The organism is Azospirillum isscasi (genome assembly GCF_030849505.1).
GTDB classification, from domain to species: Bacteria; Pseudomonadota; Alphaproteobacteria; order Azospirillales; family Azospirillaceae; genus Azospirillum; species Azospirillum isscasi.
In genome coordinates, this window is the sequence record NZ_JAUJFI010000137.1 from 1 (window position 1) to 15,667 (window position 15,667).

The following is a 15,667-nucleotide window of genomic DNA, read 5'->3' on the forward strand; positions in this document are numbered from 1 at the left end:
AGCGCGTGGCGGCGGTAGCGGCCCGGCGCCTCCACCCCGCCGGACAGCAGCAGGCCGCGGCGGCGGTCGAGCGCGTCGATCACCGGATCGAGCGCGCCCCGCGGGTCCAGCGCCGCGGCGCGCCGGGTCACGGTCACGCCACCGCCCGTCCGGACGCTCAGCGGTTCGAGGAAGGTGGGCGAGGCGAGGACATCGGCGGGGTACATGGGGCGGTCTCCGGTGGTCGATCCGTTCGTGGACGGACACCCGGAACTCCCTTGCTCGACACCCGCAATTCCCTGGTCAGGAAAAAGGCCGCCCGGAAGCTCCGGGCGGCCTTTCGATGGTGTGTGCGCTCACGCGCGTCGGCTGGCCGGCCCGGTCAGACGGGCCACCACCAACGACGCGACAGGGAGGGCGCAGCGAAAATCATGGCAGGCAGTTCGCCACAGGGATGCGGTGCTGTCAAGTCCCGTTCCCGATCCCGGTCGGGCCGGCGGGCGCGTGCCACGCGCGCAACTCCCCGACCGCCTGCCGCAGCGCGGCCAGCGCGGTGGACAGCACGGTGGCGGCGATCACCGCGGCGGCCAGATGGTCCGGCCAGCCCTGCCCCATCGTCCACACGCCCGCCGCGGCCATCAGAACCGCCGCATTCGCCAGCACGCCGTCGCGGGCACACAGCCAGACCGCACGGGGTTTCACGGCGCCGCGCCGCCCGGCGAACAGCAGGGCCGCCACCGACAGGTTGGCCCCCAGCCCCAGAAGCGCGACGAGGCTCGTCACCGGAGCGTCGGGAACCGTGCCGGCCTGGACGCTCCAGACCGTGGAGCCCAGCACCCACAGGCCGAGCACGGTCAGCGCCACCCCCTTCGCCAGCGAAGCCCAGCCCCGCCCTTCCAGCGCCCGCCCCATCATCCACAGGCTGACGCCGTAATTCATCGCGTTCGCCAGGAAATCCAGCGCGTTCGCCCGCAGCGCCATGGATTGCGTCTCGAAGCCCGCGGTCAGGGCGATGGCGAACATCAGCCCGTTGACGAGCAGCGCCATGCGCAGAACCCGGCGGTAGTCGGCCTGCCGCCCGTTCTTCGGCCCTCCGAAACCCGCACCGCCTCCGCCACCGCAGGAGCCGCCACAGCAATTGCCGGCCATTCCGTCACCCTCCACCCGCGCCACGCGCTCCGTGTTTTGCGGAAAGCTAATATGCGCGGCCCGGCCCGTCCATAGGGCAGGCCGTCATTCCGCCCATTCCGGGTCGCTGGTGAAGACGATGGTGAGCCAACGGTCTGGGCTTTCGCCGCCGATCGCTTCGCCGACCTCGTCCCGGATCCTGTCCCACTCCTCCAGCCTCCGCGGCGGCCAGCCGGTCGGAACGATGAAGTACAGCTCGATCTGCCGCCCCCTGCCCACCCGGGCGACGTAGGCGCGGAAGGAGGAGAAGCCGTGGCGCTGCACGATGTCCCGGGCGACCGCGTCGACATGCTGCTTGAGGTCGGCGGGCGTGACCAGAAGGACGTCGGCCAGCGCCTGCCGCATCGTCCCGACCGGGATCGGAATGACCACCAGACAGACGAGAGCCAGCACCGCCGGGTCGATGTAGGGCGACATCCACTGAAGCTGGGTCCCCTGGATCAGGTGGCCGAAGACGAACGCGGCGAGCAGGGCCGCGGTGAGCGCCGCCGACATGATCCACGCCTTCGCGTCGAGCGCCAGGAAGTCGGAGCGGACCGTCCGGTTCGCCCGGGTGGCGAAGACCGCCATGCCGGCCGCCGCCAGAAGTGTCACCACCGCGTAGACGATCGCATGGTCGAAGGCCAGGTCGCGGCCACCCGTCATCAGGCTGCCGAGGGCGTTGATCAGCGCGTAGATCGCCGCCCCCATGAGCAGCGTGGCGTTCAGCCCGAGGACCATGGGTTCGAGGTGCCAGAAGCCCATGGTGAACCGTTCGACCAGCTTGCCCCGGCGCGCACCGCCGGCGGTCGAGGCGGCGATCAGATTGGAAACCAGCAGCGTCACCGTCGTCATGCTCGCGTCCACCAGCGAGTAGATGCCGTCGAAGACGATGGCGAAGGACCCCGACAGCAGGCCGAACAGGATGCCGCTCCCCGCCAGCAGCACCGTGACGGCGATGGAGAGGCGTAGAACCTTCTGTTCGGTGGTCATGCGTGCGTTCCTTTCCCTCATCCGCTTCCCTTGTCCGCTTCCCTTTTCCGCTTCCCTTTTCCGCGAAGCGCCGGTCACCGGCAAAACCGATTCTGACAGAATGGATTTTTCAATCCACCCTGCCCAATCCACCCTGCCAAGCCCTTGCCGGAACCGCGGACCGCTCCAGGGTCACTCCGAGTCGGTTCCCACCGATTTGCCGACCCGAAAGAAGGCCAACCCGAAAAAAGGGAGAGTGGACATGACCATCGTTTCCGAGGTTCTGAACCGCAAAGGCCATACCGTCGCCTCGATCCTGCCGTCCGAGACCATCCGCACCGCCGCCCGCACGCTGACCGAACGGCGCATCGGCGCCCTGGTGGTGTGCGACCGCCGGGGCCGGCTGGCCGGCATCCTGTCGGAGCGAGACATCGTCCGCGCCGTGGCGATGCATGGCGCCGACGCGCTGGATTTCCCGGTGGAGGACCTGATGACCCGTCAGGTCAAGACCTGCCGCCCGGAGGACACGATCAAGGACCTGATGCAGATGATGACGCTGCGCCGTCACCGCCATGTGCCGGTCTGCAACGACGCGGGCGACCTCGCCGGCGTGATCTCCATCGGCGACGCCGTGAAGGCCCGGTTGGACGAGCAGGCCCACGAGGTGGCCGTCCTGAAGGATCTGGCTCTGGTCCGCTAGAGTCACTCCGCTCCCCGGTCGGGGGAGCCGGAGCCCCGGCGCACTCCATGAGGCGAAGAGGCTCCCCCGGTCGCGCGCCCGATTGGCGCTAACACGTCTCCGCGTCCTGAAATCCCAGGGCGGCGTTCGGATATTCGGTGACGCTTCGTTCCCGAACCTTCGGACCCGAGATGCCGCGCCGCTATCCGACACACCTGAAGATCCTGGTCGTCGAGAACAACCCGCTGCTGCTGCGGGCGCTGCGGGACATGCTGGAGCACTGGGGCGTCGGCCAGATCGCCGCTGCGGCCAACGGACAGGAGGCGATGGAACTGCTGCGCCGGGAGCCTTACGACCTGATGGTCACCGACTGGGTGATGGAGCCGGTGGGCGGCGGGCAACTTGTCCGCTGGGTCCGCCGCTCCGCCGGGTGCCTCAGCCCGGACCTTCCGGTCATCGTGCTGACCGCGAACGCCGACGTCGCCACGGTGCGCGCCGCCTGGGACGCCGGGGCGGACACCGTGCTGGCCAAGCCGGCCTCCGCCGCCACCATCGCCCGGCGGATCGAGACGGTGCTGAACAATCCCCGCAAGGGTGGCCGCCCCCGGACCGGGGCCGCCCCGGCGGAGCCCAAGGCCACTCCGGCGGGGCCGAGCAACGACGACGCGCCGTCCGTCTCCCGGCCGCCCCCCCGCCCGGCCATCTCCTCCAGCCCCGCCCCCCTGCGTCTGCCGCCTCCACCGCCCCGCCTGCCCTCGCCATCCGGGGCGGGGCCGCTGCGTTCGACCGACCCGAAGATGGTCCGTCTGGTGCTGGCGCTCGACCGGCTGGAAAACGCGCTGGCCTGCCCGGACGCGCTGGGCGTGCGGCTGCGCCACGCCGTGTCCGACCTGCGGCTGGCCGCCACCGGCAACGCCGCGGCCTCCGCCATCGCGGCGTCGCTGTCCACCTGCGTCACCTGGGTGGAGCATGACGGGGACGACTTCCAGGAGGCGGTGCAGGCCCACATGGACGCCCTGCGCTGGTCCATCGGCATCGGCGGCGGGTCGGAGGCCACCGCCGCCCTCCGGGTCATGGTCGGCGCCCTGCGCGCCATGGTCCGCAGCCTCAGCCTGCGCGACGGCGGCGGACCCGGCCCGTGGCCGGACGGGGCCTTCGGTGCGCCGGGCCAGGACGGCGAGGCGGGGCAATCCCCCGGCCACTCTCCCCCGCCGCCCGCCTGAAGATTGCCCCGTGCCCCGCGAAGCGGTCCGGCCCCTGCGGGAGCCGGACACGGGTCGGGGTGGGGGCAGGACCTTACTCCGCCGCGACCTTTTCCTCCTCGACCGCCGGGCTCCAGCGCAGCACCGGCTTGCGGGCGGCGGCGGTCTCGTCCAGGCGGCGGCGCGGGGTCAGGCGCGGGGCGCCCTGGAAGTACGCCACGTCGCCGGACTTGGCCCGCTCGGCCAGAGCGCGCAACGCCGTGACGAACTGATCCAGGCTGGCCTTCGACTCCGTCTCGGTCGGCTCGATCAGCAGGGCGCCGTGCACGACCAGCGGGAAGTACATGGTCATCGGGTGGAAGCCCTCGTCGATCAGCGCCTTGGCGATGTCGAGCGTGGTCACCCCCGTGCCCTTCAGGAAGTGGTCGTCGAACAGGCATTCGTGCATGCACGGCCCCTCGAAGGAGGGCGTCATCACGTCCTGCAGGCGGGCCAGCAGGTAGTTCGCGTTCAGCACCGCGTCGTTCGCCACCTGCCGCAGCCCGTCCGCGCCGTGGCTCATCATGTAGGCGAGCGCGCGGACGAACATGCCCATCTGGCCATGGAACGCCTTCATCCGTCCGAAGGCCGGGCCGTCGCCGGCCTGCTCCACCAGACGGAAGGCGCCGTCCTTGTCCTGCACCACGTAGGGCACCGGGACGTAGGGGGCCAGCGACTCCGAGAAGACCACCGGGCCGGAACCCGGACCGCCGCCGCCGTGCGGGGTGGAGAAGGTCTTGTGCAGGTTGATGTGCATCACGTCGATGCCGAGGTCCGCCGGACGCACCCGCCCGACGATGGCGTTGAAGTTGGCGCCGTCGCAGTAGAAATAGGCGCCCGCCGCGTGCACCGCCTCGGCGATGGTGACGATGTCCCGCTCGAACAGGCCGCAGGTGTTCGGGTTGGTCAGCATCAGGCCGGCCACGTCGGGGCCGAGCTTGGCCTTCAGCGCCTCCAGATCGACGCGCCCGTCCTCGGTCGCCGGGATCGCCTCGACCGCATAGCCGCAGGCGGCGGCGGTCGCCGGGTTGGTGCCGTGGGCGCTTTCCGGAACCAGGATCTTGGTGCGGCCCGTGTCGCCCTTGGCGTCATGGGCGGAGCGGATCGCCATGATGCCGCACATCTCGCCGTGCGCGCCCGCCGCCGGGGCCAGCGTCACCGCCGCCATGCCGGTCAGCGTGGCCAGCCAGCGGCCCAGTTCCGCCATCAGCTCCAGGGCACCCTGCACGGTGCTTTCGGGCTGGAGCGGGTGCACGTCGGCGAAGCCGGGAAGCCGCGCCATCTTCTCGTTCAGGCGCGGGTTGTGCTTCATCGTGCAGGAGCCGAGCGGGTACAGGCCGCTGTCGATGGCGTAGTTCTTCTGCGACAGGCGGGTGTAGTGGCGGACCACCTGCGGCTCGGCGAGGCCCGGCAGGCCGATCCGGCCGCGCGGCTTCACCGCCCCCAGGCGCGAGGCCACCGCCGGAGCCTCCGGCAGGTCCACGCCGCACCGCCCGGCGCTGTCCTGTTCGAAGATCAGCGGCTCTTCGATCTGAAGACCGCGGTTGCCGGTGACGGTCTCCGGGACGGCGCTGTCCGAATTCTGGATACCGGTCGGGCGACCCTGGTTGTTCATGCTCATCACAGAACCTCGGCGAGGGCGGTGGCGAAGGCGTCCATGTCGGACTCGGTGTTGGTCTCGGTGGCGGCCACGATCAGCAGATCGTCGAGCCCGCCGCCGAACAGGCGGGAGGCCGGGACGCCGGCCAGGATGCCGCGCCGCGCCAATTCCTCGACCACATGGGCGGCGGGCTTCGGCAGCTTCACGGTGAACTCGTTGAAGAAGCTGCCGTTGACGATCTCCACGCCCTTCACCGCCGCCAGCTTGTCGGCCAGTTGAACGGCCTTGGCGTGGTTCAGCCGGGCGAGCCGGGCGAAGCCCTCCTCCCCCAGCAGGCTGAGGTGGATGGAGAAGGCCAGCGCGCACAGGCCGGCGTTGGTGCAGATGTTCGAGGTCGCCTTCTCGCGGCGGATGTGCTGCTCGCGGGTGGACAGCGTCAGCACGAAGCCGCGGCGCCCGTCGGCGTCCAGCGTCTGGCCGCAGAGGCGGCCCGGCATCTGGCGGACCAGCTTCTCCTTCACCGCGAACAGCCCGACATAAGGGCCGCCGAAGTTCAGCGCGTTGCCCAGCGACTGGCCTTCCGCCGCCACGATGTCGGCGCCCATCTCGCCCGGCGGGGTCAGCAGGCCGAGCGACACGGCCTCCGTCACCACGACGATCAGCAGGGCGCCCTTGGCCTGACACGCCTTGCCCAGTTCGGTGTAGTCGCGGACATGGCCGAACACGTCCGGGTTCTGCACGACGACGCAGGAGGTGTCGCCGTCCACCTCGGCCAGCAGATCCTCGCCGCCGTTCGGGGCCGGCGGCATGGCGACCGTCTCGAAGCCGATGAAGCGGGCGTCGGTCGTGGTGGTGTCGCGGTAATGCGGGTGCAGGCCGCCGGACAGCACGGCCTTCTTCCGCCGGGTGACGCGGTTCGCCATCATCACGGCTTCCGCGCAGGCGGTGGCGCCGTCGTACATCGAGGCGTTGGCGACATCCATCCCGGTCAGCAGCGAGACCTGGGTCTGGAACTCGAACAGGACCTGGAGCGTGCCCTGGCTCACCTCCGGCTGGTACGGGGTGTAGGCGGTCAGGAACTCGCCGCGCTGCACCAGATGGTCCACCGTCGCCGGGATGTGGTGCCGGTAGGCCCCGGCGCCGAGGAAGCTCGGCACGCTGCCGGCGGGCAGGTTCTTCCCCGCCATCGCCGACAGGGCGCGATCGACCTCAAGCTCGCCCATATGGTTGGACAGCCCCTCGATCGGGCCGGAGAGGCGGGCCGCCTCGGGCACGTCGCGGAACAGTTCGTCCACCGACGACACGCCAATGGCCTCCAGCATGGACCGCCGGTCGGCCTCGGTCAGGGGCAGGTAGCGCATCTCAGGCCTGCCCTTCCACGAAGGCTTGGTAGGCGGCTTCGTCCATCAGCCCGTCCAGCTCCGCCGGGTTGCTGAGGCGCAGCTTGAAGAACCAGCCGGTGGTCTCGGCCCCGGCGTTCACCAGGGACGGGTCGTTCTCCAGATCGGCGTTCGCCTCGATCACTTCGCCGGAGACCGGAGCGAAGACATCGCTGGCGGCCTTCACCGACTCCACGACGGCGGCTTCCTTGCCCTGCTGGAGCTGGCGGCCCACCTCCGGCAGCTCGACGAACACGACGTCGCCGAGCTGGTGCTGGGCGTGGTCGCTGACGCCGACGGTGCCGACGTCGCCCTCGACGCGGACCCACTCATGGTCCTTGGTGTACTTGATGGTCATGGTTTTCCCCTGTTCGCTCGGTGTTTGTTGTTCAGCCGCGGTAGTAGCGCTGCGGCACGAAGGGCATAGCGGCGACCTTGCCGGCCAGCGGCTTGCCGCGGACCATGAGCTGGACCGGCGTGTCCACGGCGGCGTGCGCGCGGTCCACATAGCCCATGGCGACCGGGGCCGAGGCGGTGGGACCGAAGCCGCCGCTGGTCACCTCGCCGATCTTCCGGCCGTCCGCGTCGCAGATGTCGGTGTGCTCGCGGGCCGGCTGGCGGCCTTCCGGCTGGATGCCGACGCGGCGGCGCGGCGCGCCGTTGGCGAGCTGGTCCTTGATGATCTCGTAGCCGGGGAAGCCTCCTTCCTCGCGGCGGCGCTTGGACAGCGCCCATTCCAGCCCGGCTTCGACCGGAGTCGTCGTCTCGTCGATGTCGTGGCCGTAGAGGCAGAGCCCGGCCTCCAGGCGCAGCGAGTCGCGGGCACCCAGGCCGATGGCCTCGACCTCCTCCTCGGCCAGCAGGGCGCGGGCGATGGTCTCCGCGTCGGATTTGTCGCAGGAAATCTCGTAGCCGTCCTCGCCCGTGTAGCCGGAGCGGGTGACGATCACCGGGATGCCGTTGAAGGTGGCCGGCAGACAGCTCATGAACTTCATGGTGGCCGCTTCGGGGATGAAGCGCCCCAGCACCGCCGCGGCCTCCGGCCCCTGGAGGGCCATCAGGGCGAGGTCGTCCAGCAGTTCCACCTCGACCTTGCCCTTCAGGCGCTCGCGCATGTGTGCGACGTCGTGGTCCTTGCGGGCGGCGTTGACGACCAGGAACAGGTGGTCGCCCGCGTTGGTGACCATCAGGTCGTCCAGGATGCCGCCCTGCTCGTTCAGGAACAGCGTGTAGCGCATGCGCCCACGGGCCAGCCCCTTGATGTCGCCGGGAACCAGCGACTCCAGCGCCGCCGCGGGGTCCTCACCGGTCAGGCGGACCTGCCCCATGTGCGACACGTCGAACAGCCCGGCCTTGGCGCGGGTGTGCTGGTGCTCCTTGAGGATGCCAAGCGGGTACTGCACCGGCATGTCGTAGCCGGCGAAGGGCACCATCTTGCCCTTCAGCTCCAGATGGAGGCTGTGCAGCGGCGTCGTCTTGAGGGTCTCTGAAGCCTCGGTCACGCGGGTCCTCCGACATAGGGTCGCACAACCCGCGCCGGAATTGACGCGAGTCCTGCCCCCTCTGTCCTGGACCTGAGAGATTCACCGGCGGGGTCCACCCCCGACGACCGGTTTACTCCTTCGGTGAGCCGTTCCCCGCGATGCGCGGACCGGGCTGCTTTCCAGAGTTGCCTTTTCCCCCTTGCGGTCCTTTTGCCTGAGAGTTTCCGGGGCGGTTTCTCCTTCGGCGCCACAGGCCGGCATCCAGTGTTCTGGTGGCCGGCCTGCGATCTCTCCCGCGAGGGATCGTCAGCTTGTGCCGCTTAACCTACCGGGACCTTTGTGAATGTCAATCGGGCGTGAATGTCGATCCGGGTTCGAGGACGCTCATTTCAGGTCCAGATGGCTGCCGTCGCAGAAGGGCGGCTTCCTGGTCGCCTTGCAGCCGCAGAAGCGGGCCTTCATGGAGGTGACGGGGGCGAACTTCATCGGTTCCAGCCCGGTGCCGGCATGGCTGCCGTCGCACAGCGGCTGCTTGGCGCTGCGCCCGCACCGGCACCACCAATAGGTCTTGCCGGCTTCCAGTTCGATGACGATGGGTTCCCGGGTCGCGACGACCGGTGCGCTGGGCATGAGCCTTCTCCTTCCTTCGACCGCTGATTTCCGTGCGTGTCATCGAAGGCTAACCGACCCGGGACACAACGCAAGCGTCCTGCACCCGGTTTTGCATCCGTCGCTCGCCGGCCCCGCTTCGAAGCGAATCGGGCGCGGATAGACCGAGCGGTGCACGCAGCGCGTGAAGGAATTTAATCTGAAATTGGAAGGATTGTAGTCTTTTTGATCCCTGCAAAGGAGGATAGCCCTAAATCTGTCAACCGCGAGGTCCCCGCCGAACCGCCTCCTCGCTGCACCGTCAATTTTTCAAGGAGCATTCCATGCCCGTCCAGACCTTCAACCCGACCGATCTGTCGCGGAGCGCTACCAACTGGGCCGTCGCTCAGCGCATCGTCGGGCCGTTCGCCCCGCACGCCCAGGTGTCGCCGGATCTGACCATCGCGCTCGACCCCGGTCATCTGCTGAATGGAACCACTCTGACCTGGTTCACGGCCACGCGCGTCGCCTGATTCGAAGAACCGGAGGCGCCCGCATCACGCGGGCGCCGTTCCTTCGTTCAGCGCGGAGGGCACCCCCTCACCCGTTCACTGCTTCATCTGCGCCCGGTTGAAGGCCAACTGCTCCGGCGTCAACTGGAAGCCAAGGAAAATTTTCCAATCCTTGCCGTTGGCGTCCTTGGGCAGCGGGATCTTCGGCGCCAGTTCCTCGCGGCTGCCGGAGCGGAGCTTGCCCGCCTCGAAGGTCACGGAGGTGTCGAACTCCGTCTTGGTGGTCGGCGTCTCCTCGCCCGGCTTGGCGACGGCGACGAAATAGCGGTAATTCGCCGTGTTGCCCTGCATCGCCGGCCCGCGCTCCGCGATCAGGAAGACGTTCACGTTCACCGTGACGCCGTCGCTGGTGTAGTCGCAGTTGCCGGAATAGTCGGCCAGGGCCGCACGGGAGGTCACGTCCGTCAGGTCGCGCCCGGCGCCGTTGCGGAACTGGGTGACCTCCGCCAGATCACGGACGATGGACACCTTCGGGCAGGCCAGCGCCGCGTCCGCCGGCGTGTTCGCCCCCCCGAAGCCGGAGCAGCCGGTGAGCGCCAGGACGCCGAAACCTGCGCCGAGACTCGCGAATGCAAGCGCTCGCGGGCTTTTCCGGGCGGGGGTTCCTATATTACGGTCGCGGCGGCGGTCCATCGGTCTGGCCTAACGGTTGGAAGGGTGTGTTCTGCCACGACTTTAGAGAAGCGGTGGGGCCGGCACAAGGCCACGCCGCCGCTCCGACGAACGAACCCATACGGCCCCTTTTCGAGACACCGGAACGACGCGCATGACCCAGACGCCCCTGACCATCCTGCTCGCGGCCCCCCGTGGCTTCTGCGCCGGCGTGGACCGCGCGATCCAGATCGTGGAGGTGGCGCTGGAGCGGTTCGGCGCCCCCGTCTATGTCCGGCACGAGATCGTCCACAACCGCTTCGTGGTGCAGAGCCTGGAGGCCAAGGGCGCCATCTTCGTGGACGAGCTGGATCAGGTGCCGGACGGCGTGCCGGTGGTCTTTTCCGCCCACGGCGTGCCGAAGTCGGTCCCGGCGGCGGCGGAGCAGCGCGGCCTGTTCTACCTCGACGCCACCTGCCCGCTGGTCAGCAAGGTGCACCGGGAGGCGGAGCGCCACTTCGACGAGGGGCGCCAGATCGTGCTGATCGGCCACGCCGGCCATCCGGAGGTGATCGGCACCATGGGCCAGTTGCCCGACGGCGCCGTGGTGCTTGTGGAGACGGTGGAGGATGTCGCAACGGTCCAGGTGGCCGACCCGGACAACCTCGCCTACGCCACCCAGACCACCCTGTCGGTGGACGAGACGGCCAGCATCGTCGCGGCGCTCCAGGCCCGCTTCCCGTCCATCGGCGGGCCGAAGAAGGAGGACATCTGCTACGCCACCACCAACCGCCAGCAGGCGGTGAAGGCCATAGCACCCAAGGTGGAGGCCCTGCTGGTGCTGGGCGCGCCGAACTCCTCCAACTCCAAGCGGCTGGTCGAGGTGGCGAAGATCCACGGCTGCCAACGGGCGCAGCTCGTCCAGCGCGCGGCGGACATCGACTGGACGGCGCTGGACGGCGTCGCCACGCTGGGCATCACCGCCGGAGCCTCCGCCCCCGAAGTGCTGGTGGAGGAGGTCATCGAGGCCGCCCGCGCCCGCTACGCCGTGACGGTGGAGGAGCTTCGCACCGCCTTCGAGGACATCACCTTCAAGCTGCCGAAGCCCCTGCTGGACGGCAACGTCGCGATGCGGACCAAAGAAGAAGCCTGAGGATGTGGAGTGTCATTGACCGGCGCCCCGAATCCCGGTAAGGCGCTGGGCATGGCCGTTTATACCGAAGTCACCGACGAAGAGCTGAACAGTTTCATCGCCCAGTACGATGTGGGCGCCGTCCTGTCCTGCAAGGGCATCGCGGAGGGGGTGGAGAATTCCAACTTCCTCCTGGTGACGGAGCGTGGGCCGTACATCCTGACGCTTTACGAGAAGCGCACCCGGCGGGAGGATCTGCCCTTCTTCCTGGGGCTGATGGAGCATCTGGCCGACAAGGGCATCGCCTGCCCGCTGCCGGTCCAGGGCACGGACGGGCGGGCCCTGCGCGAGCTGTGCGGGCGCCCGGCGGTGATCGTCACCTTCCTGGCCGGCATGTGGCCGCGCCGCATCACGCCGCACCATTGCGCGGAGCTGGGGACGGCGCTGGCCCGCCTTCATCTGGCCGTCGCCGATTTCCGGATGGAGCGCCCGAACGCCCTGTCGCTGGACGGCTGGAAGGATCTCGCCGGCAAATGCGCGCCCCGCGCCGACGAGGTGGCACGCGACCTGCGCGCCACGCTGGAGGCGGAACTTGCGGCGCTGGAGGCCAACTGGCCCGCCGGCCTGCCGTCCGGCGTCATCCACGCCGACCTGTTCCCCGACAACGTGTTCTTCCGCGGCGACGGGCTGTCCGGCCTGATCGACTTCTACTTCGCCTGCAACGATTTCCTGGCCTACGACATCGCCATCTGCATGAACGCCTGGTGCTTCGAGATCGACGGGTCGTTCAACGCCACCAAGGCGCGGATGCTGCTGACCAGCTACCAGAAGGTCCGCCCGCTGTCGCCGGAGGAGCTTGCCGCCCTGCCCTGGCTGTGCCGCGGCAGCGCCCTGCGCTTCCTGCTGACGCGCCTGTACGACTGGCTGAATCACCCGCCGGGGGCCTTCGTGCGCCCGAAGGACCCGCTGGAGTATCTGCGCAAGCTGCGCTTCCACCAGACCGTCCGCGGCGTCGGCGACTATGCGCTCGACGACGGCGGCAGTTTTCAGGTCTGATGCGATGACCGACGCAGCGAACAGCGGGGACGGCGCGCCGAAGATCGTGGACATCTTCACGGACGGCGCGTGCAGCGGCAACCCCGGCCCCGGCGGCTGGGGCGCCATCCTGCGCTACAACGGGGTGGAGAAGGAGTTGTACGGCGGCGAGCCGGCCACCACCAACAACCGCATGGAGCTGATGGCGGCCATCCAGGCGCTGGAGGCTCTGAAGCGGCCCATGGACGTGCGGCTCTACACCGACAGCGAGTATGTGAAGAACGGCATCACCCAGTGGATTCACGGCTGGAAGGCCCGTGGCTGGAAGACCGCCGACAAGAAGCCGGTGAAGAACGAGGATTTGTGGCGCCGCCTGGACGAGGCGAAGCGGCAGCACCGGATCGAGTTCCACTGGGTCCGCGGCCACGCCGGCCATCCGGAGAACGAGCGGGCCGACGCGCTGGCCCGCCAGGGCGTCGCCGACGTCCGGCAGGCCGCCCGCGGGTAACCTCCCGTCCGGCGAATGGCCGCCATCCCGCAAGGGTCCCTGGACGGCGGCCCCGCCGCCCCGCTAGGCTCCCTCCCATAACGAACGACGAAAGATCGTTGGGGAGGAGACCGAGATGTATCCGCATGTGCGGAACGAAGCCCGCTGGGTGCTGCCCGAGGTGCTGGCCCATCAGGCCGCCGAACGCGGCGGCAAGACCTTCGTCACGATGATCGGCGGAGGCTCCCTGACCTACGCCGAGGCGCAGGAGCAGGCGGCCCGTGTGGCCGGATTCTTCGCCGGACTGGGCGTGAAGCCGGGCGACACGGTGGCGGTGATGCTGCCGAACGGGCTGGATTTCGTGCGCGTGTGGCTGGGGCTGGGGCGGCTGGGCGCCGTCATGGTCGCCCTGAACACGGAATTGAAAGGCGGCTTTCTGGAGCACCAGCTTGAAAACGCCGGGGCGGCCCTGGCGGTGGTGGATGCCGCGCTGGCCGACCGCATCACCGGCATCGCGCCGCGCCTGACCGCCCTGCGCCGGCTGGTGATTCCCGGTGCCGCGGGGGGATCGCCGCACAGCGCCCTGGAGGGCTGGCGCGAGGCGCCTCCCTACGACGGCCCCCTGCCCCGCGCGGGCGACGACGCCTGCATCATGTACACGTCGGGCACCACCGGCCTGTCGAAGGGCGTGCTGATGCCGCACGGACACGGCTTCCTGTTCGGGCTGGGCTCCATCGACAACTTCGCCCTGACGGAGGAGGACCGCTTCTACATCTGCCTGCCGCTGTTCCACGCCAACGGGCTGTACATGCAGCTCTACGCCGCGATGATTTCCGGCGGATCGGCGGTGCTGCGGGAGCGGTTCAGCGCGTCGTCCTGGCTGGACGACATCCGCCGCCACGGCTGCACGGTGACCAACTCGCTGGGCGCCGTCACCGCCTTCGTGGTGGCCCAGCCGCCGCGGCCCGACGACCGGGACCACCCCCTGCGCCTCGTCGGCGCGGCGCCCAACCCGGCGGACACCGAGCGGGTGCTGCGCGAGCGCTTCGGCATCCGCGACGTCATCAGCCTGTACGGCATGACCGAGGTGAACATCCCCCTCTACGCCGAGATGGGCAAGCCGCGGCCCGGCACCTGCGGGCGCGTCTACGACCGTTACTTCGAGGTGGAGATCCGCGACCCGCAGACCGACATCCCCGTGCCGCGCGGCCAGATCGGCGAGGTCATGGTGCGCCCGAAGGCCGCTTTCGGCTTCCTGTCCGGCTATCACCGCATGCCCGACAAGACGGTGGAGGCGTGGCGGAACCTGTGGTTCCACACCGGCGACGCCGCGGTGATGGACGCGGAGGGCTACGTCACCTTCGTGGACCGCATCAAGGACTGCATCCGCCGCCGCGGCGAGAACGTCTCGTCCTACGAGGTGGAGACGGTGCTGTCGCGGCTGGAGGGGGTGGCGGAGGTCGCCGCCTACGCCGTGCCGGCGGGCCTGCCGGGGGCGGAGGACGAAATCATGGTCGCGCTGGTCGCCGCGCCCGGAGCCACCCTGACGCCGGAAACCGTCGCCGCCTACGCCGAACGCGAACTGCCACGCTACGCCCAGCCCCGCTACATCGACATCCTGGACGCCTTCCCCAAGACGCCGACCGCCAAGGTGCAGAAGGCGAAGCTGCGGGAACGCGGCGTGGGCGACACCACCTGGGACCGGACGAAGGTGGCGTGACGCCTCGAAAAATCCCCTCTCCCGCCTCGGGAGAGGGGATTTCAGGCTTTCAGCAACCTCACAATACCCCCAGCACCGCGTCCGCCGAAGAGACCTCGAACTGGCCCGGCTTCTCCACGGCGAGGTGGGTGACCTTGCCGTCCTTGGCGACCAGGGCAAAGCGCTGCCCCCGGAGGCCCAGGCCGTAGGCCGTGCCGTCCATGGTCAGGCCCAACGCCTGGGTCAGCGTGGCGTTGCCGTCCGGCAGCATGGTGACCTTGCCGCCGGCCCCGTTCTTCTCGCCCCAGGCGCGCATCACGAAGGGGTCGTTGACGGCGAGGCATACGATGTCGTCCACGCCCTTGGCCTTCAGTTCCTCGGCCTTCTGGACGAAGCCCGGCAGATGCTTGGCGGAGCAGGTCGGGGTGAAGGCGCCCGGCACGCAGAACATCACCACCGTCTTGCCCTTGAACAGCGTGTCGGTGGTGATGTCCTGCATCCCGTTGTCGGTCAGATGCTTCAACGTGACGGACGGAATGGCGTCGCCCACTTGGATGGTCATGTCTCCTGAGCTCCCGTTTTTTGTGATTCAGCGCTTGCCGGACGCCCGGTCGAGCGCATCCAGAACGGCACCCTCGGTCAACAGTTCCGGAAGCGCGATGCCTTCCGGCGCCGCGGGGCCATAGACGATGTTGAAGGGAATGCCGTAGCGGCCATGGCGGGCAAGGTAGCGGGAAATGGCCTCGTCCGGGCGGGTCCAATCGGCGCGCATGGCGGTCACCGCCCCGGCGTCCTCCAGCCGCTGCGCGACCGTGCCGCGGTTCAGCACCAGCTTCTTGTTCGCCTGGCAGGTGATGCACCAGTCGGCGGTCACGTCCACGAAGACGGTGCGCCCGGCGGCCACCTGCTCCCGGATCGCGGCCTCGTCGAACGGCACCCAGCGCGCCGCCGCGCTTTCCACCACCGGAGCCGCCCCGGCGGACGGGCCGAACACCGCGGGAACGGCGAAGGCCACCACGGCCAGCAGCCCCGCCAGCGCCGCCCCGGCCCAGCGCGCCGATT

At 69.4% G+C, this 15,667-nt stretch carries 18 protein-coding genes and 1 riboswitch; of the genes, 7 read left to right on the plus strand and 11 right to left on the minus strand.

Features of this window, described 5'->3' with window-relative positions; translation table 11 throughout:
• The 3 genes from QSG27_RS21800 to QSG27_RS21810 form a co-directional block, all read right to left on the minus strand.
• A partial coding sequence (locus tag QSG27_RS21800) for a hypothetical protein (RefSeq protein ID WP_306709822.1) occupies positions 1-206 on the minus strand: 206 nt, incomplete at its 3' end.
• A 238-nt stretch (positions 207-444) separates the two neighbouring features.
• On the minus strand, positions 445-1,128 hold the full coding sequence (locus QSG27_RS21805) for a cation diffusion facilitator family transporter (RefSeq protein ID WP_306709824.1): 684 nt from the start codon (positions 1,126-1,128) through the stop codon (positions 445-447).
• Positions 1,129-1,212: 84 nt separating this feature from the next.
• Complete coding sequence (locus QSG27_RS21810; protein WP_306709826.1) at positions 1,213-2,139, minus strand: cation diffusion facilitator family transporter; 927 nt, start codon at positions 2,137-2,139, stop codon at positions 1,213-1,215.
• Between the two features lie 241 nt (positions 2,140-2,380).
• Here QSG27_RS21810 and QSG27_RS21815 point away from each other — a divergent pair, with 241 nt between their 5' ends.
• On the plus strand, positions 2,381-2,818 hold the full coding sequence (locus QSG27_RS21815) for a CBS domain-containing protein (protein ID WP_306709828.1): 438 nt from the start codon (positions 2,381-2,383) through the stop codon (positions 2,816-2,818).
• 170 nt (positions 2,819-2,988) lie between these two features.
• On the plus strand, positions 2,989-4,020 hold the full coding sequence (locus tag QSG27_RS21820; RefSeq protein ID WP_306709830.1) for a response regulator: 1,032 nt from the start codon (positions 2,989-2,991) through the stop codon (positions 4,018-4,020).
• A gap of 73 nt (positions 4,021-4,093) precedes the next feature.
• On the opposite strand, the gene gcvPB is transcribed toward QSG27_RS21820, so the two are convergent.
• The 5 genes from gcvPB to QSG27_RS21845 all read right to left on the minus strand — a co-directional run bounded on the left by gcvPB (position 4,094) and on the right by QSG27_RS21845 (position 9,131).
• Positions 4,094-5,659, minus strand: a complete 1,566-nt coding sequence (gene gcvPB, locus QSG27_RS21825; RefSeq protein ID WP_306709831.1) for an aminomethyl-transferring glycine dehydrogenase subunit GcvPB — start codon at positions 5,657-5,659, stop codon at positions 4,094-4,096.
• The gene (gcvPA, locus tag QSG27_RS21830) at positions 5,659-6,999 is read right to left on the minus strand and encodes an aminomethyl-transferring glycine dehydrogenase subunit GcvPA (protein WP_306709832.1); all 1,341 of its coding nucleotides are present in this window, start codon (positions 6,997-6,999) and stop codon (positions 5,659-5,661) included. The genes gcvPB and gcvPA overlap by 1 nt, the downstream gene beginning before the upstream one ends.
• A 1-nt stretch (position 7,000) precedes the next feature.
• Positions 7,001-7,375: a glycine cleavage system protein GcvH gene (gcvH, locus tag QSG27_RS21835; RefSeq protein WP_306709833.1), complete on the minus strand. Its 375-nt coding sequence runs from the start codon at positions 7,373-7,375 to the stop codon at positions 7,001-7,003.
• Positions 7,376-7,406: 31 nt separating this feature from the next.
• Positions 7,407-8,519 (minus strand): glycine cleavage system aminomethyltransferase GcvT, encoded by a 1,113-nt coding sequence (gcvT, locus tag QSG27_RS21840; protein WP_306709835.1) that lies wholly within the window; start codon positions 8,517-8,519, stop codon positions 7,407-7,409.
• Positions 8,520-8,693: 174 nt separating this feature from the next.
• A riboswitch (glycine riboswitch) is annotated at positions 8,694-8,807 on the minus strand.
• A gap of 78 nt (positions 8,808-8,885) precedes the next feature.
• A complete protein-coding gene (locus QSG27_RS21845) occupies positions 8,886-9,131 on the minus strand; it encodes a CDGSH iron-sulfur domain-containing protein (RefSeq protein WP_306709837.1) in 246 nt (81 codons plus the stop codon).
• A gap of 302 nt (positions 9,132-9,433) precedes the next feature.
• On the opposite strand from QSG27_RS21845, the gene QSG27_RS21850 reads away from it, so the two are divergent.
• Positions 9,434-9,622 (plus strand): hypothetical protein, encoded by a 189-nt coding sequence (locus QSG27_RS21850; RefSeq protein ID WP_306709838.1) that lies wholly within the window; start codon positions 9,434-9,436, stop codon positions 9,620-9,622.
• Positions 9,623-9,697: 75 nt separating this feature from the next.
• Here the strand turns inward: QSG27_RS21850 and QSG27_RS21855 are convergent, their stop codons facing one another.
• The gene (locus QSG27_RS21855) at positions 9,698-10,294 is read right to left on the minus strand and encodes a hypothetical protein (RefSeq protein WP_306709840.1); all 597 of its coding nucleotides are present in this window, start codon (positions 10,292-10,294) and stop codon (positions 9,698-9,700) included.
• A 133-nt stretch (positions 10,295-10,427) separates the two neighbouring features.
• On the opposite strand from QSG27_RS21855, the gene ispH reads away from it, so the two are divergent.
• The 4 genes from ispH (at position 10,428) to QSG27_RS21875 (ending at position 14,626) form a co-directional block, all read left to right on the plus strand.
• A complete protein-coding gene (ispH, locus tag QSG27_RS21860) occupies positions 10,428-11,405 on the plus strand; it encodes a 4-hydroxy-3-methylbut-2-enyl diphosphate reductase (protein WP_306709841.1) in 978 nt (325 codons plus the stop codon).
• Positions 11,406-11,456: 51 nt separating this feature from the next.
• Positions 11,457-12,440, plus strand: a complete 984-nt coding sequence (locus QSG27_RS21865; protein ID WP_306709843.1) for a homoserine kinase — start codon at positions 11,457-11,459, stop codon at positions 12,438-12,440.
• A 4-nt stretch (positions 12,441-12,444) separates the two neighbouring features.
• Positions 12,445-12,927, plus strand: coding sequence for a ribonuclease HI (gene rnhA / locus QSG27_RS21870; protein ID WP_306709845.1), 483 nt, complete (start codon positions 12,445-12,447; stop codon positions 12,925-12,927).
• Between the two features lie 115 nt (positions 12,928-13,042).
• Positions 13,043-14,626, plus strand: coding sequence for an AMP-binding protein (locus QSG27_RS21875; RefSeq protein ID WP_306709847.1), 1,584 nt, complete (start codon positions 13,043-13,045; stop codon positions 14,624-14,626).
• Positions 14,627-14,684: 58 nt separating this feature from the next.
• On the opposite strand, the gene QSG27_RS21880 is transcribed toward QSG27_RS21875, so the two are convergent.
• Positions 14,685-15,167, minus strand: coding sequence for a peroxiredoxin (locus QSG27_RS21880; RefSeq protein ID WP_306709849.1), 483 nt, complete (start codon positions 15,165-15,167; stop codon positions 14,685-14,687).
• Between the two features lie 27 nt (positions 15,168-15,194).
• Positions 15,195-15,667: thioredoxin family protein (locus QSG27_RS21885; RefSeq protein WP_306709851.1), on the minus strand; the 473-nt coding region annotated here is incomplete at its 5' end.

Coding starts and splice junctions, on each gene's coding strand:
- QSG27_RS21805 (WP_306709824.1), bottom strand. CDS start 1,128: ATGGCCGGCAATTGCTGTGGCGGCTCCTGCGGTGGCGGAGGCGGTGCG.
- QSG27_RS21810 (WP_306709826.1), bottom strand. CDS start 2,139: ATGACCACCGAACAGAAGGTTCTACGCCTCTCCATCGCCGTCACGGTG.
- QSG27_RS21815 (WP_306709828.1), top strand. CDS start 2,381: ATGACCATCGTTTCCGAGGTTCTGAACCGCAAAGGCCATACCGTCGCC.
- QSG27_RS21820 (WP_306709830.1), top strand. CDS start 2,989: ATGCCGCGCCGCTATCCGACACACCTGAAGATCCTGGTCGTCGAGAAC.
- gcvPB (WP_306709831.1), bottom strand. CDS start 5,659: ATGAGCATGAACAACCAGGGTCGCCCGACCGGTATCCAGAATTCGGAC.
- gcvPA (WP_306709832.1), bottom strand. CDS start 6,999: ATGCGCTACCTGCCCCTGACCGAGGCCGACCGGCGGTCCATGCTGGAG.
- gcvH (WP_306709833.1), bottom strand. CDS start 7,375: ATGACCATCAAGTACACCAAGGACCATGAGTGGGTCCGCGTCGAGGGC.
- QSG27_RS21845 (WP_306709837.1), bottom strand. CDS start 9,131: ATGCCCAGCGCACCGGTCGTCGCGACCCGGGAACCCATCGTCATCGAA.
- QSG27_RS21850 (WP_306709838.1), top strand. CDS start 9,434: ATGCCCGTCCAGACCTTCAACCCGACCGATCTGTCGCGGAGCGCTACC.
- QSG27_RS21855 (WP_306709840.1), bottom strand. CDS start 10,294: ATGGACCGCCGCCGCGACCGTAATATAGGAACCCCCGCCCGGAAAAGC.
- ispH (WP_306709841.1), top strand. CDS start 10,428: ATGACCCAGACGCCCCTGACCATCCTGCTCGCGGCCCCCCGTGGCTTC.
- QSG27_RS21865 (WP_306709843.1), top strand. CDS start 11,457: ATGGCCGTTTATACCGAAGTCACCGACGAAGAGCTGAACAGTTTCATC.
- rnhA (WP_306709845.1), top strand. CDS start 12,445: ATGACCGACGCAGCGAACAGCGGGGACGGCGCGCCGAAGATCGTGGAC.
- QSG27_RS21875 (WP_306709847.1), top strand. CDS start 13,043: ATGTATCCGCATGTGCGGAACGAAGCCCGCTGGGTGCTGCCCGAGGTG.
- QSG27_RS21880 (WP_306709849.1), bottom strand. CDS start 15,167: ATGACCATCCAAGTGGGCGACGCCATTCCGTCCGTCACGTTGAAGCAT.